The sequence below is a fragment of the Caballeronia sordidicola genome (assembly GCF_001544455.2).
Taxonomy (GTDB): Bacteria; Pseudomonadota; Gammaproteobacteria; order Burkholderiales; family Burkholderiaceae; genus Caballeronia; species Caballeronia sordidicola.
Map to the genome: position 1 here is coordinate 142,731 of NZ_FCOC02000014.1, position 21,045 is coordinate 163,775.

Here is a 21,045-nt window from a genome sequence, read left to right on the forward strand (position 1 = left end):
TGCTTGGGCGCTGATTAACCCAGCGTGAAACGCTCGCGCGTGCTCACGTAGTCGCTCGCACCGAACCGCCCGACCGGAAAATAATGCTGTAGCCGCACGCGCCATGTTTCAGTATCGATGAGTTCATCGCGTGCGTGCAACCTGTGAACCCGCCCGATGAAGATGTGCCGGCTCGTGGTTTCCAGCGTCTCCCACAAGGTACATTCGAATGCGACAGGCGCCTCTGCGATTCTCGGCGGCGCCACGAACGAGCTTGCAACCGGCGTCAGCCCGACTTTCTCTAGCTCGCTGACATCGGGCGGCAGGCGCTCACCACAGCGATGCATTTTCCCGGCCATCGCCTCGTCGCTCAGATGCACGACAAACTCGCGGCTGCGTGCAATGTTCACGGCCGTGTCCTTGAGCGAGCCGTCATCGAGACGGTTGATGCTGATCATCACAATGGGCGGCTCCTCGCCCATCATGTTGAACATCGAAAACGGCGCGGCGTTGATCGTGCCGGTCGCGCTCAACGTGGTGACCAGCGCGATGGGCCGCGGCACGATCAGGCTCGCCATGAGCTTGTAGCGCTGATATTCCGTAATGGCTTCGAAGTCGATTTCCATGATGGCCCGTTCAGGTTTGAGGCAGCGTGCAAGTGGTTCAGGGTTGAAGCAGACCAAGCAGTTGCCCGAGACTTTGCTCGCCTTGCATGCGTGACGTTTCAATGCGTTCTTCCAGCTCACGAAGATGCGCTTCCATGCGGCTGATTGCGCCGGATGCGTCGCGCGCTTCAATGCAATCGACAATTGCCGTGTGTTCGTCGTGCTCGCATGGCGCGTTGCCCGGCGGCTCGTACACGCCGACAATCAGCGAGCATCGCGATACGAGTTCGCTCAGATAGCGCTGCAGAATCGAATTGCCCGCGAGTCCCGCTATGCGCAAATGGAAGCCGCTGGCAAGCCGTGCCCATGACGGCTGATCAAATCGATGCATTGCTTCGTGTTCGTCGGCAAGCTGGCGGCGCAATACGTCGATATCGCGCGCGCTTGCGCGTTGCACCGCAAGTTCCACCAGGATGCGTTCCAGCGACCGGCGCGCTTCGAAAATCTCGCGCGTCTCCTCAGGCGTTGGCTCGGCAATCACGGCGCCCTTGTTCGGACGCAACGAGACGATACCTTCGTAAGCCAGCCGCTCCAGCACGCGCCGCACGACCGCGCGGCCGACACCGAACAACTGGCACAACTCCGGTTCCGGCAGCTTGGTGCCGGGCGTCAGGCGATGATTGAGCACGCCGTCGAAGATCGCCTGATAGAGGCGTGTGTCGATGTCTTCCTGTGAGGTATCGGGCCTTTGCGCGACTCGAAGCGCGGGTCTGGGTGTCATGTTCGTGCATGAAAAGTGGCATGTTCCGGGCCGGTGAGCCCTGCGCGTTCCATCTCGTCCATATGATGCGCAATCGCGCCGGGCGTCGTCATCCAGACATCGCCATTCGCTCGCGCGGCCGCGATGTGCCGAAGCGCACGCCGCAAATGACGCAACCGGTACGGCTGTCCAACGAGGTAAGGATGCAGCGCGATACCCATCACGAGCGCCTGCTTGTGGCGGCTGTTGCTGGCTTGATCGAGCATCTCGTCAAATTGATCGATGATCATGTCCGCAAAAGCGCGTGCGTCGAGCTGACGGCCTATGATCATCGGCAAGTCGTTGAGTTCTTGCGGATACGGGATCGACCATAGTGAACCGGCGCGCGTCGCCATGCGAACCGGGCGGTCATCGTGGCACCAGTTGAGCGTGTAAGCGTAGCCCGTTTCCGCGAGCAAGTCTGGCGTCAGGTGCGACTCTGAAATCCATGGCGAGAGCCAACCCGAAGGTGGCGTCCCCGAATGTGACGCAATGCGCTCGCGGCAGTGAAGCAGTAACGCACGCTCATCGGCTTCGTTCAGGTCGCTCTGGCGTTGCGCGTTCGTATGGCCATGCGCGATGAGTTCGTCGCCTCGCGCGAGACATGCATCAATGACATCGGGGCAATGATCATAGAGCGCCGTGTTGATCAGCGTGCCGCACGGCAGGCCGAGCTGATCGAACAGTTCCATGCAGCGCCATACACCTACGCGGTTTCCATATTCGCGCCAACTGTAGTTGAGCACATCGGGTTGCGGCGAAACGGGGCCAAGCGCCGCGCCCAGTCCTTCGCCAAACGCAAAGTGCTCGATATTGAAGCCGAGATAAACGGCAAGTCCGGTGTCTCCCGGCCATCGAAACGAATCGGTATCGGAAATGGCGCGATACGCAAACCGCTCATGCGTCGCGAGCGGACCGAACGCTGGTCCGTGCGACGCGCCAGCGTGACTAATGATGACCATGTGCGAAAACCCCCGAATACCTCAACACGAAACGTGCTGCGCGTGAACCTTTTTGGTGGATCGCGCACTGTCGCGGACTGCCGACGCACCGTGACCGTGCGGCTTTCGGTCCTGGATCGCCGACAGATCGATTTTGAATCGTGTGCAATTTACACGCCATATCGTCGACATTCAATAGGGGCGATGGTTTGCATGAAACGCAATGCACCACGAACAAAGTGGCATGTGTCTTGCAATTCACGGTGCATCAGCCGGCCGCAGCCCTTGGTGCAGTTATCGATCAGGAAACGCAACGCATGAGTTCGTTCGTGAGTCCGTCCATATGAGTCAGTCCACTTCAGCCGTAGTGAAGACCGAAGCTGCTGACATAGAACTCGTTCACGTGTCGAAGCAATACGGCGACTCGCTCGCGGTCGACGCCATCGACCTGCGCATTCCGGGCGGCCAGTACTGCTGCCTGCTCGGGCCTTCGGGCTGTGGCAAGACATCGACGCTACGGATGATTGCGGGTCACGAATCGATCACCGATGGCGACATCCTCATAGGCCAGCGCAACGTGACGCGCGCACCGCCCGCCACGCGTGGCACCGCAATGGTCTTCCAGAGCTATGCGCTGTTCCCGCATTTGTCCGCACTCGACAACGTCGCGTTCAGCCTCAAGATGCGGGGCGTGGCGAAAGACGCGCGCCGCAAGCGCGCGGGCGAACTGCTCGAACTCGTTGCAATGAGCGCGTTCGCCGAACGCAAGCCATCGCAGTTATCGGGCGGCCAGCAACAACGTGTAGCGCTCGCCCGCGCGCTTCTGAACGAACCGCGTTGCCTGCTCCTGGATGAACCGTTGTCGGCGCTCGACCCGTTCCTGCGCATCCAGATGCGCGCTGAACTCAAGCGCTGGCAGAAGGAACTCGGCATCACTTTCGTGCACGTCACGCACTCGCAAGAAGAAGCGATGGCGCTCGCCGACATGGTCGTGGTGATGAGCCATGGACGCATAGAACAAAGTGGTTCTCCGCATGAAGTCTTCAACCGGCCGCGCACTGAATTCGTCGCGCGTTTCCTCGGCGGCCATAACGTGCTCAGCGCCAACGGACGCGCCTTTACCGTGCGCGCCGATCATCTGCGAATTGCGCCCCACGGCGCGACGCCCGTGCAGCCGACGGCCAGCGACGGCGGGCTTAGCCGTATCGGCGGCATTCCTTGCACGGTCCGCGAGACCGAATATCAGGGCACGCATCTGCGCATGACGCTGGCGCCGCTCGACGGTTCGCCCGAACTCATCTCACTGCTGCCCGATAACGAATACGACCCGCAGCGTCTTTGCCCCGATGCGCGCGTCGTGGTCTGGTGGAACGAGCACGATGCGCACGCATTGGCGGCATGAAAGATCGAGCGGCGCCGCACCACATGAAAACCGCGCGGGACTGCGCGAGAACGTCAACCAAGGGAGATTGCAATGAGCGAGCGAAACGAATACCCGTCCGATACTACGGCAAGCGAGCCCGCTGAATCGGGCCTCGGCTCGGGCCACGGCTTGACGCGCCGCAGCTTGCTCAAGGGCGCGGTGGCGGCAGCGGGTCTTGCGGGGTTCCCCTTCGTGCACGCGCAGGAAAAGATCACGCTTCGCTATCTCGGCACAGCGGTGAACCAGAGCTCGGATATCGCAAAGAAGTTCCAGGAAGACACGGGCATTCGGATCCAGTACATCCCGGTCACGACCGACGACGTCGCCAAGCGCATCATCACGCAACCGAACTCGTTCGATATTGTCGACACCGAGTACTTCTCGCTGAAGAAGCTGATCCCCGCCGGAACACTCGCCGGCATGGACGCGAAGAAGATCAAGCTCGCCGACAAGATCACGCCTGTGCTCACTCGCGGCGAAGTCGACGGCAAGAAAATTGGCGACCAGGGCACCGCACCGAAGAAAGTGATGTTTTTGACAGGCCCACGCTCGACGCAATTTTCCGCGACGCCCACCGAATGGATGACACTGATCCCCACCACCTACAACGCCGACACGCTCGGCATCCGCCCCGACCTGATCAAGCGTCCAATCGCGAGCTGGTCCGAACTGCTCAACCCCGAGTTCAAGGGCAAGGCCGCGCTGCTCAACATACCGGCCATCGGCATCATGGATTCGGCGATGGCTATCGAGGCAATGGGCCACATGAAGTACGGCGACAAGGGCAACATGACCAAGGCCGAGATTGACCAGACCATCAAGATCCTCATCGAGGCGAAGCGCGCGGGTCAGTTCCGGGCCTTCTGGAAAGACTTCAACGAAAGCGTGAACCTGATGGCGTCAGGCGAGGTCGTCATCCAGTCCATGTGGTCGCCAGCCGTGACGAAGGTCCGCACCATGGGCGTTGCCTGCAGGTTCCAGCCGCTGAAGGAGGGGTATCGGTCGTGGGCGTCGGGGTTTGGACTGCCGCGTTCACTGCAGGGCCGCAAGCTCGACGCCGCGTATGAATTCATCAACTGGTTCCAGGACGGCTGGGCAGGCGCCTACCTGATGCGCCAGGGCTATTACCCCGGCGTGCCCGACACCGCCAAGCCCCACATGCAGGCCTACGAATGGGATTACTGGATGGAGGGCAAGCCTGCGGCGCAGGACATCAAGGCGCCCGACGGCCAGTTATTGGAAAAGGCCGGCACCGTGCGCGACGGCGGCTCGTACAACCAGCGTATGGGCGCAATCGCGTGCTGGAATGCGGTGATGGACGAGAACATCTACATGGTCCAGAAATGGAATGAGTTCATCGCGGCCTGAGTTCGCGGGTGCCGGCTTCATGCCTTGCATGAAACCCGCCACATCAGTTCATTCATGGGGAATCGTCACGCAATGGCATCGATCGAGCTTCCCGTTCAAACACTTGATGCGCCGGTCAAACACCGGCGAAGCACCGCATGGCTGCAGGCAACGCCGCTGACGCTGACCTTTGCGCTGTTCTTCGTCGTGCCGCTGATTATCACGTTGATTGTGAGCTTCTGGGACTTCAACGAGTACCAGATCATCCCCGCGTTCACGCTGAAAAACTATGCGGCGATTTTCGACGGATGTTCATCGACAACCGATGTTTGCGTGACCTTCAAGACCTATGCGTCGACCCTCAAGTTCTGCGCGATCGTATGGGCCGTCACGCTTTTGATCGGCTTCACGATTGCCTATTTCCTTGCATTCCATGTGCGCTCATCGGGCATGCAGACCGTGCTGTTCCTCGTTTGCACCATACCGTTCTGGACCTCCAATGTGATCCGGATGATTTCGTGGATGCCGCTGCTCGGGCGCAACGGACTCGTGAACCAGGCGCTGATAAGCACGCATATGATCGACCGGCCGCTCGAATGGCTGCTGTACTCGAATTTCTCCGTCGTCCTCGCGTTCGTACATCTTTATACGTTCTTCATGATCGTTCCGATCTTCAATGCAATGATGCGCATAGACCGGTCCCTGCTCGAGGCCGCACGCGACGCCGGCGCCACCGGCTGGCAAGTCATGCGCGAAGTGGTGCTGCCGTTATCGAAGACGGGAATCGTGATTGGTTCGATCTTCGTGATCACCATCGTCATGGGCGATTTCCTGACCGTGGGCGTGATGGGGGGCCAGCAGATTGCGTCGGTGGGAAAGATCATTCAGGTGCAGACGGGCTATCTGCAGTTTCCCGCAGCCGCCGCCAACGCGATCATCCTGCTCGCCGTGGTGCTCATGATCGTGTGGGCGTTGACCCGCGTAGTCGATATCCGCAAGGAGCTGTGACATGGCGGCGATCCGTCTCAGACACCGCGAGCGCAGGCCTGCCAGTTTCTATTGGCTTGCGCTCGTGTTCGCATTGTTCGTGCTGTTTCTCTACGGCCCCGTCATCACCATTTTCATTTTGTCATTCCAGGGACCGGAGGGCGGCCTCACCTTCCCCATGCGCGGTGTGTCATTGCACTGGTTCGAAGTGCTGCGCCAGGGCGTTGGAGACATCGACATCTGGGCTGCGTTCGGACGTTCAGTGCGTCTCGCCGCCGTGGTGACTGTCTTGACGGTGCTGTTCTCCGTTGCTGCGGGACTCGCGTTTCGCAAGCGCTTTTGGGGTGATACCGCGGTGTTCTATGTATCGGTTGCAAGCCTGATCATGCCTTCGATCATTGTCTCGCTGGGCATTGGACTCACGTTCCGGCTACTCGATAACGGCGTCAAATATCTCGCCACGCTCATGGGGCACGAATCTTTCGTCGACAACTACACCACCTCGATGGGTCTTTATACATCAGCGCTCGGCGCGCATCTCACGTGGACGCTGCCCTTCGGCTTGCTCGTGATGTTCGCCGTCTTCAATCGATTCAACCCGGCGTACGAAGAAGCAGCGCGCGACCTTGGCGCATCGCCGTGGCAAAGTTTCAGGCACGTCGTGTTGCCGATCATCGGGCCGTCGGTGATTGGCGTGGGCATGTTCGGCTTTACGTTGTCCTGGGACGAGATCGCGCGCACCTCGCAGGCAATCGGCGACCAGAACACGTTGCCGCTTGAATTGCAGGGGTTGACGACCTCGGTGACCACGCCGGTTATCTACGCGCTTGGCACCATGACCACCACGTTGTCCTTTACCGTGATGGTGGCTGGACTATGGATGGTGCGCGGGTTGAGCCGCAGACGTTCGCGTGCGCTCGCTCTCGGGCGATGAGGCACGCCGGATGCCTTGCGCGTCGCCTGTCAGTAGGGTTCGCGGGAAATACGTATTGCCTTCGCTGGCGGAACGTTGCGCGCAAGCGCCCGTTCGACGATTGCATCGGCCGTGGCATGGGCCTTGATGCGCATCTGGCGGCGCATGATGCGGTCGACCTTCTTGGGACTGTCGCGGTGAAGCGCCCAGTAAAGCGCGCTCAGCCATCCGACGATCGTCCACCCAAGCAACGCGTTCATGAGTGCGAGAAGCAGCACGTTGCGCCGCCCTCGCCTGTCCGCCACGATCGACGGCGTGAAGTACACAAGCATTGCGACAACAGCAATAAAAGCCTGGACCACTGTTTTTTCGACCATTTTTGCGCTCTCCTTACAGATCGCTTGAACGGGATGGATGCAACCGCCATACGTTGCAATCGAAGATCCGTTCAAGCGAAAATGCAGAATAGTCCTGATGGCGCCCAAGGTCCAAGTCACAAATTTAACCGCCGTAATAATCAGGCGCTATTGAACCTCGCCTGGCCTGCGTTCATACGACCCAGGACCCCGGCTCCTTCACGCCTGTGTGTCTTTCCCGTATGTAGCCACACATCACGCATTACGGCGCGCCTCACAATGGCGCATCGCCGGATCGCACAGCGGGGGACCGAGTATTAGATATTCCGTAATGCACGCGCAAGTATTTGTATTTAAAAATACACTTTAAAGTTCCGCGACCACGATAAAACAAACCCAGATAATCTAAATTACACCAATTTATAAATCCGTTAAAACACCTTATTTAATCTCATTTTTAAATCTTTCTTTTTCGCACAAAAAACTTAGCGGCCTTAACCAATGAAGTTGAAGTTTTTCTTAAACCATCCCATATGATCAAAGCAAAGCTCCTGTGGGCACGCCCGGCCGTCACGGACCAAATCGCGGGAAACGAGCTTTAATTACTAATAGTGTTCAATCTCGCCCTCACCTTAAGATCCGGCTGTCCTCCAATCTTCATCAGTCCCTTTATCCAGGCGGGATCGGCACCATTGATTGCCTTCTAAATATCGATAAGAAATTGTTACATAATCAGGAATTAATTACCCCAATCAAATGAGATAACCGGCAAATATCAGACATCATGATCGTATTCCTCATATTAATCAAACAATTTCCTGAGGAAATATTTGTGGGATGCGCCGGTGCATTAGAAAATTTTCCCTTTTTCCCCGAAAAAAATTAATTCGTTTGAGCGCTACCGGACATTCCGGGTAGGATTTGCGCCTGCCTTTGATGAAAAAGGTAGAGTTTGCCGGGACAGAACACGGTAATGGCATGTTTTGGGTAAAACGTTTGCGAAAACGTTCCATCCGGCCGATTGACGTGCCTGGACATTCTGGACATTGTTTCCAGAACACCAGCGCCGGGTCATGGCATTCGGTTCGTAGTCCGAACTGAAACACTGTCTTCAGTGGCTATCCCGGGAATTGAAAGAATGAGGTCAAGCATTAAGTTTTTAGTTCTACTAATTATTTGAGCGATATCAGTGCACGGCTTTCAAGTGCTTCATGCCTCCCAAACTGAAATCAACACCATTTTTTTGTCGAGCCTTTTTTCGACATTGGACACAACTCGCCATGTTAAAAAGACGTCAATTTCTAGGTTGCCTCACGGCTTTGAGCGGTAGCTATATGTTGGCTGCGTGCGGCGGTTCCAGCGACGGCGGCAGCGTTTCAGGTGCAGCCGTCAACAGCGCATCGAGTGGAAAAGCGGTTGTCAATGCAGCAGTGAGCAACATGTCAGCGGACGCCACCATGATTCCCCCGGCGTCCTCCATCATCGACGCGCAAGGCCGCGTCTGGACCGTATCCAACGGAGTCATCTACCGCGACGGTTCTGTTGTCGGAGTCAACTTCAACGTCGCCTTGCTCCTGTGGTACGGCGGCAGAATGTGGCATACGAACACGTCAGGCCAGTGCTATCTCTGGACTGACGCAGCCGGATGGTTGCAAGCCAGCGACCCGCGCCATGCGAGCGCTGCAATACCGGGCAACTTCTACGGCATGAACGGCCATTGGGATGACCCTTATACCCCGGCTCAGGTCGTCTCCATCTTGAAGGGAATGGGATGCACGACGTTCCGCGTAGGTTGCACCAATGATCCACAGCAGCTTGCCGCTGTAACGAAATTGGCGGCGGCATTTCAGGCTGCGGGCCTCACCCTCTTTGTGTTGATCAACCAGGGCATGACCGATAACAACGGCAATGTCTTCGGCAGCGAGGACGCTGCCTATAGTCAGGGCTACGCGGTCGCTTCGACTGTTGCGAATACTTTGAAGCAGTATGGCGTGACCATGTACGAATGCGGCAACGAGCTGACCCGCCAGAACTCGACCATTCTGGACTTCACCCAAGCGGGCACCAAAGCGGTTGACTTCAACAATACGAACTGGCCGGCCATGCGAGGTGTGATGCGCGGCATGATCGACGGCGTGAAGTCGGTTCAGTCGAACGCCAAGTGCGGCATCAACTTCTGCGTCGCCGACGTCGGAGCCGCAGATGCGCTGTGGGAAGGCATGCAGCCCGATGGCAGCAGAGGCTATCCAAGAGTCCAATGGGACATCACGACGTGGCACAACTACGAAGTGTATGGCGACATATTCAACATCGGTTCAGACGGTTCGGGTCCGGGATTCGATCTGCCAACCTACTGCAAGGCTCGCTACAACGTGCCTTTCATGATCACGGAATGGAACACGGGTCCCGAGCAGAGTGCGGCTTATCGAGCGAACTACATCACAACCCAATTGGGCGAGTTCTATAACGCCAGAAAGACGCACAACATCCAGTCCGCCATGTATTACGTGCTCGACAGCGGCAACGATACTTACGGCCTGATGGTGAGCGGTGCAACGCTGAACCAGCCGTACAACGCGTTCACAAGCTTCTCGTCGTCCCACCCGGACACCTGAGCGCGCTTCATGACCGGGCACGATACCCTGCGTGCCCGGCCACCATTCAAACGTCCGGATCATGCGGCGTTCGTCACATGCTTTCTCGCACGGTCGCGCGCGTTGTGGCCGTCGCCGCACAACCCGCGTTTTCGGGAAGCGTGGCGAGCGTGCGGTTATCATGGCCGCATTGCGTCGCTTAAACGAACCATTGCTTCATATGAGGAATACCCGCAAGACATTGATAATCGCGGTGCTTCTCGCGGAACTCGCCGTGGGCGCTTATCTTGTGTTTCACAAAGGCGACGAGTCGACGGAAACCCACGCAGCACCGGACGGCTCCACGCTTGAAGAGGAGTCGGACCCCGGATTGAGCGATACGCATGTCACGGCGGGAAGTATCGCTGGCACAGCTTCCGCTGGCAGCGAAGGGGTCGTCGCCAATGCACCCACGCAGTCCACGATCGCGAATATCGCGTCAGAGCCCGCTGCGCCTATCGCGAATATCGCGCCACCGCCGCAACCGGCCACGAAGCCGAATCCGCCGCCCGCGCAAACGCTCGACGCAGCCAACCCGCGCAGCCCATCCACTCCCGCAAGGAGTCCGGCGCAAACAGCGCGTGCCGATATCACGCGCGACAGTACGCGCAGCCACAACCCAAAACCAGCGACATCTGTCGTGACGGATGAGCTTGTCAGGGAGTCCGCCAAGCTGGACCCGGCGTTGCCGCCGCCCGCCCCACTCGTTCATGACGATCCGTCCCGCCGCCGGACAAATCCCGTCGCAGCCGCGATGACCGATAGCCTGGTCAGGGATTCCGCCCGACTCGATCCTTCACTTCCGCCGCCAAAACGCCCCGGCACGCAATAACCACACTTGCTTCACGCAGCATTGATCAAGCCTCAAAAGCGATATTCAGGGTCGCTCAGCATCACGCGCTTACTGGTGCAATGGCAGTTCGGCACTTCCAAACTGGAGCGCCGCAAGCTGCGCATAAAGCGGCGAGCTGAGAAGCAAATCGGCGTGACGTCCCTGCGCGACAATGCGCCCTTGTTCCATCACCACAATACGATCCGCTTGCTGAACCGTCGCGAGCCGGTGCGCGATGACCAGCGTGGTGCGGTTGTGCGCCGCGTTGTCCAGTGCCTGTTGCACCAGCCGTTCGCTTGCTGCATCGAGCGCGCTGGTTGCCTCGTCGAGCAGCAGGATAGGCGGATTCTTCAGGATCGCCCGGGCAATGGCAATGCGTTGCCGTTGCCCGCCGGACAAACGCACGCCGCGCTCGCCAAGAAACGTTTCATAGCCCTGCGGCAATGCTTCGATAAACCCCGCCGCCGCTGCCATCCCAGCCGCCCGCTGTACTTGCGCGAGCGTGGCCTCAGGTGCGCCGTAGCGGATGTTATCGAGCACGCTGCCTGAAAAGATCACCGATTCCTGCAGCACGACCCCGATTTCCCGGCGCAAGTCGGCGAGCGGCACATCGCGCGTGGAAACGCCGTTGATCAGAATGCCGCCCGTTTGCGGATCGTAAAAGCGCAGAAGCAGTTGAAACAGCGTCGTCTTGCCGGCACCCGATGGCCCGACCAGCGCAACATGCTCGCCTGAACGCACGTTGAGCGTGAGACCCGAAAGTGCCGCAATGCCAGGACGGGACGGATACGAGAAGCTCACGTTGTCAAAGCGGATGCCCTCACCGTGCGCCGGCAGTGCGACCGTCGTCGCGGCCTGCATCACGGGCGAACGTGCCGATAACAATTGCAGAAGCCGCTCGGTGGCGCCGGCGGCCCGCTGCAGGTCGCCCCACACTTCGGCGAGCGCGCCCACGGCACCGGCCGTGAACACCGCATAGAGGATGAACTGGGACAACTGCCCCGCGGTCATGCGCCCGGCCAACACTGCCTGCGCGCCGAGCCAAAGCACGAATACGATCGCGGTGAACACCAGCACGATCACCGCCGCCGTCAACCATGCACGCGCCCGGATGCGCCTGAGCGCGGTTTCAAAAGCCAGTTCCACCGCGCCGCCAAAGCGCCGCGTCTCGAACGGTTCTTGCGCGTACGATTGCACTGTGGGCATGGCATTGAGCACTTCGCCCGCCAGCGCGCTCGCGTTGGCAATCTTGTCCTGGCTCGCGCGCGAAAGCCGCCGCACACGACGGCCAAAGATGAGAATGGGCGCAATCACCACGACCAGGGTGCCGATGATGTAACCCGACAACACCGGACTCGTTACCGCGAGCATCGCCACGCCGCCGGTGAGCAGGAAGAAGTTACGCAATCCCATCGACAGGCTGGTTCCTACTACCGTCTGGATCAGCGTGGTGTCGGCAGTAAGCCGCGACAGCACTTCCCCACTTTGCGTGGTCTCGAAGAACTGTGGGCTCATGCCGAGCATATGGTCGTAGACCGCGCGCCGAAGGTCGGCCGTGACGCGCTCGCCCAGCCATGACACCAGATAAAAGCGCAACGCCGTGGCGCCGGCCAGTACCAGCGAAACAATGAACAACGCAAAAAAATAACGGTCGATATGGGCCCGGTTGCCTCCGGCGAAGCCCCGGTCGATCAGATATTTGAACGCCACCGGCAACGCCAGGGTAGCGCCTGCCGACGTTATCAGCGCGAGGAACGCGAGCGCCCAACGCCCGGCGTAGGGACGCAGGAACGGTAGCAGCGCGAACAGCGGTTCGACCGCTTTCGAAGGCGGCGCGGGCTCCGGCGGCAACAAAGCGTGTGACATGAGGGTCCCGGGTGAAGCGAAGGTCCGTTGATTGTGCCAGCCCGGCGGGATTGTCTATTCCGCTGCTGCCGGCAAACGGAAATGCTGCGCGCGCAGCGTGACATGCGCGAACACGAACGCCGTAATGGCCGCGAGGGCGATGCAAATCACCATCGGCTTCGGCGCGCCGTTTGTCACAAGCCCCGAGAGCGCCATCACGGCCGCGCCGACCACGAACTGCAACGCGCCCATCAATGCCGACGCCGTGCCCGCGATCGCGCCGTGATGTTCGAGCGACAACACCGCGGACGTAGGCATGACGAGTCCCAGGAACCCATAGCCGATAAACAGGAACAGCATCATCAGCGGCAGGCTGTCTGCGCCCGCGACGAACAACACGGCGAGGATCGCCATCGAAAGTGCGAAGCCCGAGACCGAGACGCGAATCACGCGCGGCAGTCCGTACTTCGCGGTAAAGCGCGCCGTGAACTGGCTGACGCCGAAAAACGCGGCCGCATTGAGCGCGAAGCAGAGGCTGAACATGGTCGGCGTCAACCCGTAATGATCGATGATCACAAACGACGCGTTCGCCAGATAGACAAAAAACGACGCCATGCCAAACGCGCCAACGAGTGTCAGCCCAAGAAACGACGGGTCAGTCATCAGCTTGCGATAACCCGCGAATGCGCTGGCCCAGGAACTATCGGCGCGATGATGCGCTTCGCGCGTCTCCTCCAGTTGCGTTGCCGCGAGCAGGAACGCGATACCGCCCGCAACCGTCAGCGCCCAGAACACCCCACGCCAGCCAAACGCCGCGATGATGATACTGCCCGTCAGCGGCGCAAGAATGGGCGATATGCTCACGACCAGCATCAGCAGGGACATCAGGCGCGTGGCGTCGTGCCCCGTGTACAGGTCGCGCACGACCGCCCGCGGCACGACCATGCCCGCGCACGCGCCGAGTGCCTGCAGCACGCGAAAGCCGATCAGCAGGTGCACGTCCGGTGCAAACGCGCAGCCCACGCTGCCGGCTGTGAAGATCGCGAGACCGGCATAGATCGGCAGCTTGCGCCCGAACATGTCGGCAAGCGGACCGTAGACGAGCTGGCAGACTCCGAGCGTGACGAAAAACATCATCAGGCTCAGCTGCACTTCGGCGGGGGTTGCATGGAGCGCGCCGCCTATGGACGGCAGCGCGGGAAGATACATGTCGATGGCAAACGGGCCAACGGCGGTGATGAGGCCCAGCACGATGGCTAGCTGCAGGAAACGTCGGTTCATGAGGATCGGTTCAACAATGGAAAATCCCGGGGTGCGTGCGTGACCCGGGGTTGATCGTGGTTCGCGGTTCGTGATGCCGTAGAGCGCGCGCGTCGTCCCGCGTACTTGAATCGGGCCGCCCGAAGTTGCGACGTTACAGTGAAATTGGAATCCGCGCAGTGCAGTCAACAGGATGGCCCGCCGTGCTCACGGCTACTCGCCGGCAGATTGTATGGAATAGAACGATCGGGCGAAGCGTTGTTATTTCCGGGAGCCGGCATGACAGGCAACCGCCCCGGCGTGCGGGAGTCAATCGCTCAAGGGGAAACGAACATACCCACAGCAGGAGTTCACATGATGTCCGAGAACACACCTGTCGATGTCACCCCTGCCTGCCGCAAAGTGCGGCCAGGCTCCGCGCGCGCCGGAAAACAAAAACTGCTTTACGCGGAAGGCATATCGGCGCAAACCGTCGGATCAAGGCATATTCACATGCAGCTTGCGACACTCCCGCCCATGATCCGCGCCCGAGCGCACAAACACGAGGCGCACGAAACCGCGATCTACGTGATCAGCGGCGAGTCCGGCGTCTGGTATGGGGAAAACCTGCAGCATCACGAAACGGTGGCAGCGGGCGAATTTTTCTATATCCCGGCGAATGTTCCGCACGTGCCATATAACCCGAGCAGCACCGAGCCGTGCGTCACGGTCATTGCCCGTACCGACCCGAACGACCAGGAAAGCGTGATGTTATTGCCGGAGCTTGACGACGTCCATCGTTGAGACATGGGACGAGTATCGGCACTGCCTCCTAGCAGACCGCCCCACGCATGGCTTCCAACATGACACACACGCGCGAGAAGACTTAGCAGACTTCTTCGATCTGGCGCACGCGCGGCAGCATCCGGTCGAATTCGCGCTTGACGATGCCGTAGCATTCGCACGCGCGCGCTTCCAGACCCGCACGATCGAGCACCTTGATGCAACCGCGGCTGTGATGGATCAGGCCGTCATCGTGAAGCTTTCCTGCCGCTTCGGTCACGCCTTCGCGACGTACGCCGAGCATGTCGGCAATCATCTGCTGCGTGACCTGCAACTGGTCCGTGGGCGTCCGGTCGATCTCGATCAACAACCAGCGGCACAACTGCTTGCTGAGCGAATGATGACGGTTGCACGCCGCGGTCTGCGCCACTTGCGTGAGCAGTGCTTGCATATAAAGCAGCATCAGGCGGCGCAGGAAGTCGGAACGGCCGAACTGCTCGCGCAAGGCGGACGCGCTCATGCGATAAGCGAAGCCGGGGCATTGAACCTGGACGCGGGTCGGCATGGTATCGCCACCGGTCAGCACCGGAACGCCGGTCATGCCTTCGCGGCCGATCGCGGCTATTTCCACGGAGCCGCCGTCTTCCATCGTGTGAAGGAGCGAAATGATGGCTGTCGTCGGGAAATAGACGTGGTGAATGCGCTGTCCCGAATCGCAGAGCAACTGCTCCGTACGAAGCTGAACCAGTTCCAGGTGAGGCGTAAGCGCCTGCCATTCGTGCGCGGGAAGCGCGCCCAACAGATGGTTGCCGTGCAAATCGGACTGAAGGGTCAACATGATGTTCTTCTCTTTATATTCTTGCGCTATGCGCCGTACTTTTATTCCGGTCAATTCCGCGCCTTCCTGATGCATCTGACGGCATCCATTTGAAACGCGGTTCTCGACCAGCCCCGAAGCGCATTCGTCAAAGTCGTTTGATTGTTTTTAACTGTCGACCGTAACGAGCGCTGTACCACATACATAGCGAGGACCGTGCCAATAGGTGTCAAACCCAATGCCATCAAGGAAGCGAAAGGGATAGGCCATACCGAACATTGGAGGCAAAAAGATTTTTGTTTCAGTTATGAACAAATCAGCGGGGACCGGCGGTTATCCGTACGATTAATCCCCGTAGCCCTTTTGTCTGCCAAATGTCTTACCAGAGGCCCATCGCGGTTCGAAAAATCTTCCGGAAGGGCCTGTTTGATCGCGGAATCCTTGGCGCGAGAGGCCATTCCCAGCCAACTTCCAAAAATGATTCAAAACTGTTCCACCTATCCCGCGCCTCCTTGGCGAAGCGGACCTTTTCGGGCGTCCCGAGGCCGACGCCGCAAGGCGAGCCACCAGAAAATCATGCGTGCCATGGCGGCGCCGAACGCCGGCGGCACGCGCGGCCACGATCAGAAAACGTTGCGTTATTGGCGCAAGGGGGCGTTTTCCTGTCATTGCGCCCAGCTTCAGCCGGTTTTTTTCGTTGCCTTACCCTTGCCGCTCGCGCCCAGTTCAATCCAGACCGGCGCGTGATCGCTCGCACGAGGGCGGTCCCGCACCCAGCGGTCAACGCCCGCGCCCCGTAGCCTTGGCGCGAGATCCGCACTGAGCAGCACGTGGTCGATGCGCAGGCCCGAATTGGTTTTCCAGTGTTCGCGAAAATAGTCCCAGAACGTGTAGATGCGTTCGTCGGGGTGCGTCGCGCGCAGCGCGTCGGTCCAGCCTTGTTCGAGGAGACGCGCATAGCAGGCACGGCTTTCGGGCTGCAGCAACGCGTCTTTCTTCCAAGAGCGGGTGTTGTAGATGTCTTCATCGGTAGGAATGACGTTGAAGTCGCCCGCCAGCACCACCGGATGCCCACTTGCGTAAAGCTTGGCCGCGTATTCGATCAGCCGCTCGAACCACGCGAGCTTGTAGTCGAATTTCGGTCCGGGTTGCGGATTGCCATTGGGCAGATAAAGACATCCGATCAACATGCCGCCGATCGCCGCTTCAATATAGCGACTGTGGGTATCGTTCTTGTCTCCGGGCAGGCCGCGCCGGCTTTCGAGCGGATCGCCGCCCTTTGCAAGGATCGCCACCCCGTTCCACGATGCCTGCCCGTGCCAGATCGCGCCGTACCCGGCCGCACGGATCTCGTCGATGGGAAAGGCCGCGTCCTGCGCCTTGAGCTCCTGCAGGCAGACAACGTCCGGGGATTCGCGCTCGAGCCATTCAAGCAGCGCGGCGAGGCGCGAACGAATGCCGTTGATGTTGAACGTTGCGATTTTCACGCTGGCGCCTCCCGTATGAAGTGGCTGGATCCACGCGACGTCACGCAATCTTCAGGCCTTCAATGCAGACCTCCAGCGCAGACTTTCAGATCAAGCCGGATTCGGGTATTTCGTCTCGATGGCTTTCACGAGCGCGTGCAATACGCGATTGGCCGGCGTGGCAATGCCATGCGCTTCGCCCAGACGCACGATCAGTCCGTTCAAGTGGTCGATTTCCGTCGGCTTCGAACGCGCCACATCCTGAGCCGTCGATGAAAACTGCGTCGGCATGGTTTCGGCGATCATGCGCAAGGACGCATCGACATCGCCGGGAATGGTGACGTTTTCCGCCCGCGCGACCGCGAGACACTCTCCGACGATATCGCGCATTGAAGCCTGCACGCCCGCGTTTTCCGCGAGGCGTCCATAAGGCAGTTGCGTGATCGCGGAGAGCGCGTTGTACGCGCAGTTCAGGATCAGCTTGGCCCAGAGGGCGCCGGTCACGTTGGGGGAAATTTCAGTGGGAATCTGTGCATCGATCAGCGTGCGGGCGACGCTCTCGCTTGCGCTCGATGGCTCGATCACCAGGTCGCCGCGTCCGTGATGGCGGACGTGCCCGGGACCTTCCATGCCGGCTGCCACGTAGACCACGGCCGCGGCCACTTCCTGCGCCACGATCTTGCGCACGCGGCCGGCGTTGTCGACGCCGTTTTGCAATACCAGCACTAGCGCGTCGTCCGCGAGATACGGTTTGATTTCGGCAGCGGCGCTTTCCGTATCGGTGGACTTCACGCAAAACAGCACCAGTGCCGCACCTTTGACCGCGCTTGCTTGCGTGCTCGCGGCCACACGCACGTGTTCATCAAAACGCAGGGTCTGCATGCGCAGCCCGTCACGCGTGATCGCCTCGACATGATTCGGACGGCCGATCAGCGTCACCTCGTGTCCCGCGCGCGCCAGCATGCCACCGTAGTAACAACCGACCGCACCCGCACCCATCACCGCTACTTTCATCTTCGTCACTCACCTGGTCGAGATCGATGTAGTTTGCCCGCGTCTCGCGAATCACCGCTTGAAGCATGGGCAACGCCTTTTGCAGTTCGCATGTATTCGTGGGGGATTTTCCCATAACGCGATGCAGGCGGCCCGCCGGTTCCGGTTGCGCCACCGGTCGCGTTTCACTTAATCGGATTAGCATAGGCCTGCAACCAAAAACGGAGACAAACACAGATGAGCCAATACCACTCGATGTCATGCCCGTGCTGCGGGATCGAACAACGCGGCCTCGACCGGCGAGGTTTCTTGCGACTGGGCGTGGGCGCCGCAGCGGCGCTGGCGCTTACGCCGCAACTGGCCCGCGCGCAAAGCGTCCCCGAGATTGCTTTCGATTCCATTCCAAACCCCGTCCGTCTTCCCCGCGATGTCTATTTTGGCGAATGCTCCGGCGTCGCACTCAATTCGCACGGCCACATCTTCGTGCTGTCGCGCGGTAACACGAGCGGACCCGCGTACGCCGCCGCGGCAGCCCAGCTCCTTGAATTCGCCCCGGACGGCCGGTTCGTCCGCGAGATCGGCCGCAACCTTTACGCGTGGTCGTTCGCACATAGCGTGAAGGTCGACAAGCAGGACAACATCTGGGTCACCGACAAGGGCTCTGACATGGTCATCAAGTTCACGCCGGACGGCCGCGTGGCGATGGTGTTCGGCCGCAAGCAGGAAGCCGCCGACGAGGAAACGGGTCCTCTCAAGCATCCGAACCCGCCGCTTCCCGCGGAGCCGGGCCGGTTCCGCCAGGTCACCGATGTCGCGTGGGACGCCGCAGGCAACACCTACATCAGCGACGGCTACATCAATTCACGCGTGGCGAAGGTCGACCGCGACGGCAACTGGCTCAAATCGTGGGGTGAACGCGGCACGGGTCCCGGCCAGTTCCACACGCCGCACAGCATTGCGCTCGATGCCGAAGGGCTCGTGTATGTGGCGGACCGAAGCAACCGTAGAATCCAGGTGTTCGACGGCGAAGGCAATTTCCAGAGGCAGTTCACCATCGATGTCCCCGTGCCGCCGGGCGCGCGTGCGGCAATTGGCTATGCGCCGGATGAAGCGGCCATTGCCGCCGGGACGTTTGCGCCCGGCTCGCCTTGGGCGATCTGTATATCGCCGGGTCCCAATCCGGTCTTGTACAGCGCGGATGCCTTCCCCGGACGCATCTACAAGATGACGCTCGACGGCAAATTGCTCGGCGTGCTGGGTGAATCGGGCAAACAGCTCAAGCAGTTCGGCTGGATTCACCAGATGGCGTGTCCGTCGGAGAACGTGCTTTTCGTCGCCGAGCTACTTAACTGGCGCGTGCAGAAGCTGGTTTTGCACGCGTGAGCACGGAGCCGTGGACGCAACGTCATCAATCGAAATACCCTCGATGGTCCACGGTTAAAACCCAGGTGTCCCGCATTTCTGTGGAACGCCTTGGCACAACCCTCCCTGAGGAAATCCATCTTTACTTCAGGTCCTCGCCGAACCTGATGCAAAGGGTTCGTGCCGCCTCTCATCCCCCGTTGGTAACAATGTGCAATGTTCCAGTAACCCGATCGATGTCAACGATTGATACGATCTGGAATTGAGCCAGCGCCCGCTGACAACCAACTGCATGCGTAAAGTAAATACTTCGTAATGCATATCGTATTGATTATGTAATCCCGATGCCCCGCGACAATCGATTCCACGGCCTGTGTCAATCCGCTACGAATCAGACGCCGTAATCTCGATTGAACCCGTGCGTAATATTTTTGAGATGTTGCCAAGGTCTTTATGACGCCATCCGATCAAAGTATCGAATCCCCGAAGCCGCGCAAGCGCTCATCTGTGTTGCGAATCGTGCTGGCAGTGTTACTTCTTGCTGTGATCGTGGTCGTGATCGTCCACTTGCTCGGCAGGAAAAAAGCCCCGCGACCCGCGCCGCCTCAAGTCGTGAGCGTGGCCACTGCAACCCTGGGTTCGATGCCGGAAATCCTGAGCGAACTGGGCACGGTGACGCCCACGGCGACTGTCACCGTGCTGCCGCAACTGAGCGGTTACCTGACAGCGGTCGGATATCACGAAGGGCAGGATGTCCAGAAGGGACAGTTCCTCGCCCAGATCGATCCGCGCCAATACGAGATCGACAAGCAGCAAGCCGAGGCGACACTCGCCAAGGACCGCGCTTCGCTCGCGCAGGCGCGCGCCGACCTCGCCCGCTTCACGCAATTGAACGAGCGCAAGTCGATTGCCGAGCAGACCTTCGCCGACCAGCAGTTCCTCGTGCAACAGGACGAAGCAGCGGTCAAGGTGGATCTCGCGAACATCGCGCAATTCGACCTTGACCTCGCTTATTGCCATATCACAGCACCGGTGTCCGGGCGCGTCGGCCTGCGTCTCGTCGATCCGGGCAATTACGTCACGGCTTCGTCGTCGCCGGGTATCGTGGTCATCACCACCATGAAGCCCACCACGGTCCAATTCACGGTGCCGCAGGATTCGCTGGCGAACGTGCTGCAGCGTATGAACGGGGGCACCCGCTTGTCCGTCACCGCGTACAGCAGCGACAACTCGCGGGAGATCGCCACCGGCACGCTCTACGCCGTCAGCAACCAGATGGCGACAAGCACGGGAACAGTCACCTTGCGGGCAACCTTCGCCAATGAGGACGAAGCGTTGTTCCCAAGCGAGTTCGTGAACGTGAAACTGCTGGTAGATACGCTTCAAAACGCCGTGCTGGTGCCTACGCCGGCGGTGCAAAGCGGTGCGCCGGGCGACTATGTCTATCTCGTGAACGCCAACAACACCGTTTCCGTGCACAAGGTCACGCTCGGCCCGAGCGACGGCAGGAACACGGTGATCACGTCGGGACTTTCGGCGGGCAATATCGTAGTGACCGACGGCACCGACCGGCTCAGCGACGGCGCGAAAATCCAGGCGGCGGAACCGAAGCCCGCATCTGGCAGCGCCAGTGCCGCAACGCCGGCAAGCGGCTCTCAGGCACAGCATCGGCAGGCCCGCGGCGCAGCGTCCGCAGCGCAAGCTGCTTCGTAGAAGCGGACCCAC

The 21,045-nt window shown here is 59.9% G+C and carries 18 protein-coding genes; 9 read left to right on the top strand and 9 right to left on the bottom strand.

Annotated elements, in window-relative coordinates; genetic code table 11:
- Positions 1–14: 14 nt before the first annotated feature.
- Genes AWB64_RS21100 through AWB64_RS21110 form a run of 3 tightly spaced genes read right to left on the bottom strand, consistent with a single transcriptional unit; the run spans position 15 to position 2,345 of the window.
- Complete coding sequence (locus AWB64_RS21100; protein ID WP_060857368.1) at positions 15–605, bottom strand: flavin reductase family protein; 591 nt, start codon at positions 603–605, stop codon at positions 15–17.
- 37 nt (positions 606–642) lie between these two features.
- Complete coding sequence (locus tag AWB64_RS21105; RefSeq protein ID WP_060857369.1) at positions 643–1,365, bottom strand: GntR family transcriptional regulator; 723 nt, start codon at positions 1,363–1,365, stop codon at positions 643–645.
- Positions 1,362–2,345, bottom strand: a complete 984-nt coding sequence (locus AWB64_RS21110; RefSeq protein WP_060857370.1) for a polysaccharide deacetylase family protein — start codon at positions 2,343–2,345, stop codon at positions 1,362–1,364. The genes AWB64_RS21105 and AWB64_RS21110 overlap by 4 nt, the downstream gene beginning before the upstream one ends.
- 322 nt (positions 2,346–2,667) lie before the next feature.
- Here AWB64_RS21110 and AWB64_RS21115 point away from each other — a divergent pair, with 322 nt between their 5' ends.
- The 4 genes from AWB64_RS21115 (at position 2,668) to AWB64_RS21130 (ending at position 7,015) form a co-directional block, all read left to right on the top strand.
- A complete protein-coding gene (locus tag AWB64_RS21115) occupies positions 2,668–3,726 on the top strand; it encodes an ABC transporter ATP-binding protein (protein ID WP_060857371.1) in 1,059 nt (352 codons plus the stop codon).
- Positions 3,727–3,798: 72 nt separating this feature from the next.
- On the top strand, positions 3,799–5,115 hold the full coding sequence (locus AWB64_RS21120) for an ABC transporter substrate-binding protein (RefSeq protein WP_060857372.1): 1,317 nt from the start codon (positions 3,799–3,801) through the stop codon (positions 5,113–5,115).
- A 72-nt stretch (positions 5,116–5,187) separates the two neighbouring features.
- Positions 5,188–6,102: an ABC transporter permease gene (locus tag AWB64_RS21125; protein WP_060857373.1), complete on the top strand. Its 915-nt coding sequence runs from the start codon at positions 5,188–5,190 to the stop codon at positions 6,100–6,102.
- 1 nt (position 6,103) lies between these two features.
- Positions 6,104–7,015: an ABC transporter permease gene (locus AWB64_RS21130; protein WP_060857374.1), complete on the top strand. Its 912-nt coding sequence runs from the start codon at positions 6,104–6,106 to the stop codon at positions 7,013–7,015.
- 29 nt (positions 7,016–7,044) lie between these two features.
- On the opposite strand, the gene AWB64_RS21135 is transcribed toward AWB64_RS21130, so the two are convergent.
- On the bottom strand, positions 7,045–7,371 hold the full coding sequence (locus AWB64_RS21135) for a superinfection immunity protein (protein WP_060857375.1): 327 nt from the start codon (positions 7,369–7,371) through the stop codon (positions 7,045–7,047).
- Positions 7,372–8,630: 1,259 nt separating this feature from the next.
- Here AWB64_RS21135 and AWB64_RS21140 point away from each other — a divergent pair.
- Both AWB64_RS21140 and AWB64_RS21145 read left to right on the top strand, forming a co-directional pair.
- Positions 8,631–9,965, top strand: coding sequence for a cellulase family glycosylhydrolase (locus tag AWB64_RS21140; protein WP_060857376.1), 1,335 nt, complete (start codon positions 8,631–8,633; stop codon positions 9,963–9,965).
- Positions 9,966–10,164: 199 nt separating this feature from the next.
- Positions 10,165–10,815: a hypothetical protein gene (locus tag AWB64_RS21145; protein WP_060857377.1), complete on the top strand. Its 651-nt coding sequence runs from the start codon at positions 10,165–10,167 to the stop codon at positions 10,813–10,815.
- 69 nt (positions 10,816–10,884) lie between these two features.
- Here AWB64_RS21145 and AWB64_RS21150 read toward each other — a convergent pair whose 3' ends face one another.
- Both AWB64_RS21150 and AWB64_RS21155 read right to left on the bottom strand, forming a co-directional pair.
- Positions 10,885–12,681, bottom strand: a complete 1,797-nt coding sequence (locus AWB64_RS21150) for an ABC transporter transmembrane domain-containing protein (RefSeq protein ID WP_060857378.1) — start codon at positions 12,679–12,681, stop codon at positions 10,885–10,887.
- Positions 12,682–12,735: 54 nt separating this feature from the next.
- Positions 12,736–13,941 carry a multidrug effflux MFS transporter gene (locus tag AWB64_RS21155; protein ID WP_060857379.1) on the bottom strand — a complete coding sequence of 402 codons (1,206 nt, stop codon included), beginning with the start codon at positions 13,939–13,941 and terminating at the stop codon, positions 12,736–12,738.
- Between the two features lie 333 nt (positions 13,942–14,274).
- On the opposite strand from AWB64_RS21155, the gene AWB64_RS21160 reads away from it, so the two are divergent.
- Positions 14,275–14,703 (top strand): cupin domain-containing protein, encoded by a 429-nt coding sequence (locus AWB64_RS21160; RefSeq protein WP_244164139.1) that lies wholly within the window; start codon positions 14,275–14,277, stop codon positions 14,701–14,703.
- Between the two features lie 82 nt (positions 14,704–14,785).
- Here the strand turns inward: AWB64_RS21160 and AWB64_RS21165 are convergent, their stop codons facing one another.
- The 3 genes from AWB64_RS21165 to AWB64_RS21175 all read right to left on the bottom strand — a co-directional run bounded on the left by AWB64_RS21165 (position 14,786) and on the right by AWB64_RS21175 (position 17,979).
- Positions 14,786–15,520: a Crp/Fnr family transcriptional regulator gene (locus AWB64_RS21165; protein WP_060857417.1), complete on the bottom strand. Its 735-nt coding sequence runs from the start codon at positions 15,518–15,520 to the stop codon at positions 14,786–14,788.
- A gap of 659 nt (positions 15,521–16,179) precedes the next feature.
- A complete protein-coding gene (gene xth, locus AWB64_RS21170; RefSeq protein WP_060857418.1) occupies positions 16,180–16,986 on the bottom strand; it encodes an exodeoxyribonuclease III in 807 nt (268 codons plus the stop codon).
- 90 nt (positions 16,987–17,076) lie between these two features.
- Positions 17,077–17,979 carry a ketopantoate reductase family protein gene (locus tag AWB64_RS21175; RefSeq protein WP_060857380.1) on the bottom strand — a complete coding sequence of 301 codons (903 nt, stop codon included), beginning with the start codon at positions 17,977–17,979 and terminating at the stop codon, positions 17,077–17,079.
- A gap of 216 nt (positions 17,980–18,195) precedes the next feature.
- On the opposite strand from AWB64_RS21175, the gene AWB64_RS21180 reads away from it, so the two are divergent.
- Positions 18,196–19,341, top strand: coding sequence for a peptidyl-alpha-hydroxyglycine alpha-amidating lyase family protein (locus AWB64_RS21180; protein WP_060857381.1), 1,146 nt, complete (start codon positions 18,196–18,198; stop codon positions 19,339–19,341).
- Positions 19,342–19,773: 432 nt separating this feature from the next.
- On the top strand, positions 19,774–21,033 hold the full coding sequence (locus tag AWB64_RS21185; protein WP_060857382.1) for an efflux RND transporter periplasmic adaptor subunit: 1,260 nt from the start codon (positions 19,774–19,776) through the stop codon (positions 21,031–21,033).
- Positions 21,034–21,045: the final 12 nt, after the last annotated feature.

What these genes read in the sequence shown, in the direction of transcription:
- AWB64_RS21175 (WP_060857380.1), bottom strand. Translation starts at nt 17,979, where the DNA reads ATGAAAGTAGCGGTGATGGGTGCGGGTGCGGTCGGTTGTTACTACGGT.
- AWB64_RS21105 (WP_060857369.1), bottom strand. Translation starts at nt 1,365, where the DNA reads ATGACACCCAGACCCGCGCTTCGAGTCGCGCAAAGGCCCGATACCTCA.
- AWB64_RS21145 (WP_060857377.1), top strand. Translation starts at nt 10,165, where the DNA reads ATGAGGAATACCCGCAAGACATTGATAATCGCGGTGCTTCTCGCGGAA.
- AWB64_RS21110 (WP_060857370.1), bottom strand. Translation starts at nt 2,345, where the DNA reads ATGGTCATCATTAGTCACGCTGGCGCGTCGCACGGACCAGCGTTCGGT.
- AWB64_RS21160 (WP_244164139.1), top strand. Translation starts at nt 14,275, where the DNA reads ATGATGTCCGAGAACACACCTGTCGATGTCACCCCTGCCTGCCGCAAA.
- AWB64_RS21130 (WP_060857374.1), top strand. Translation starts at nt 6,104, where the DNA reads ATGGCGGCGATCCGTCTCAGACACCGCGAGCGCAGGCCTGCCAGTTTC.
- AWB64_RS21135 (WP_060857375.1), bottom strand. Translation starts at nt 7,371, where the DNA reads ATGGTCGAAAAAACAGTGGTCCAGGCTTTTATTGCTGTTGTCGCAATG.
- AWB64_RS21115 (WP_060857371.1), top strand. Translation starts at nt 2,668, where the DNA reads ATGAGTCAGTCCACTTCAGCCGTAGTGAAGACCGAAGCTGCTGACATA.
- AWB64_RS21125 (WP_060857373.1), top strand. Translation starts at nt 5,188, where the DNA reads ATGGCATCGATCGAGCTTCCCGTTCAAACACTTGATGCGCCGGTCAAA.
- AWB64_RS21140 (WP_060857376.1), top strand. Translation starts at nt 8,631, where the DNA reads ATGTTAAAAAGACGTCAATTTCTAGGTTGCCTCACGGCTTTGAGCGGT.
- AWB64_RS21180 (WP_060857381.1), top strand. Translation starts at nt 18,196, where the DNA reads ATGAGCCAATACCACTCGATGTCATGCCCGTGCTGCGGGATCGAACAA.
- AWB64_RS21100 (WP_060857368.1), bottom strand. Translation starts at nt 605, where the DNA reads ATGGAAATCGACTTCGAAGCCATTACGGAATATCAGCGCTACAAGCTC.
- AWB64_RS21150 (WP_060857378.1), bottom strand. Translation starts at nt 12,681, where the DNA reads ATGTCACACGCTTTGTTGCCGCCGGAGCCCGCGCCGCCTTCGAAAGCG.
- AWB64_RS21165 (WP_060857417.1), bottom strand. Translation starts at nt 15,520, where the DNA reads ATGTTGACCCTTCAGTCCGATTTGCACGGCAACCATCTGTTGGGCGCG.
- AWB64_RS21155 (WP_060857379.1), bottom strand. Translation starts at nt 13,941, where the DNA reads ATGAACCGACGTTTCCTGCAGCTAGCCATCGTGCTGGGCCTCATCACC.
- AWB64_RS21185 (WP_060857382.1), top strand. Translation starts at nt 19,774, where the DNA reads ATGACGCCATCCGATCAAAGTATCGAATCCCCGAAGCCGCGCAAGCGC.
- AWB64_RS21120 (WP_060857372.1), top strand. Translation starts at nt 3,799, where the DNA reads ATGAGCGAGCGAAACGAATACCCGTCCGATACTACGGCAAGCGAGCCC.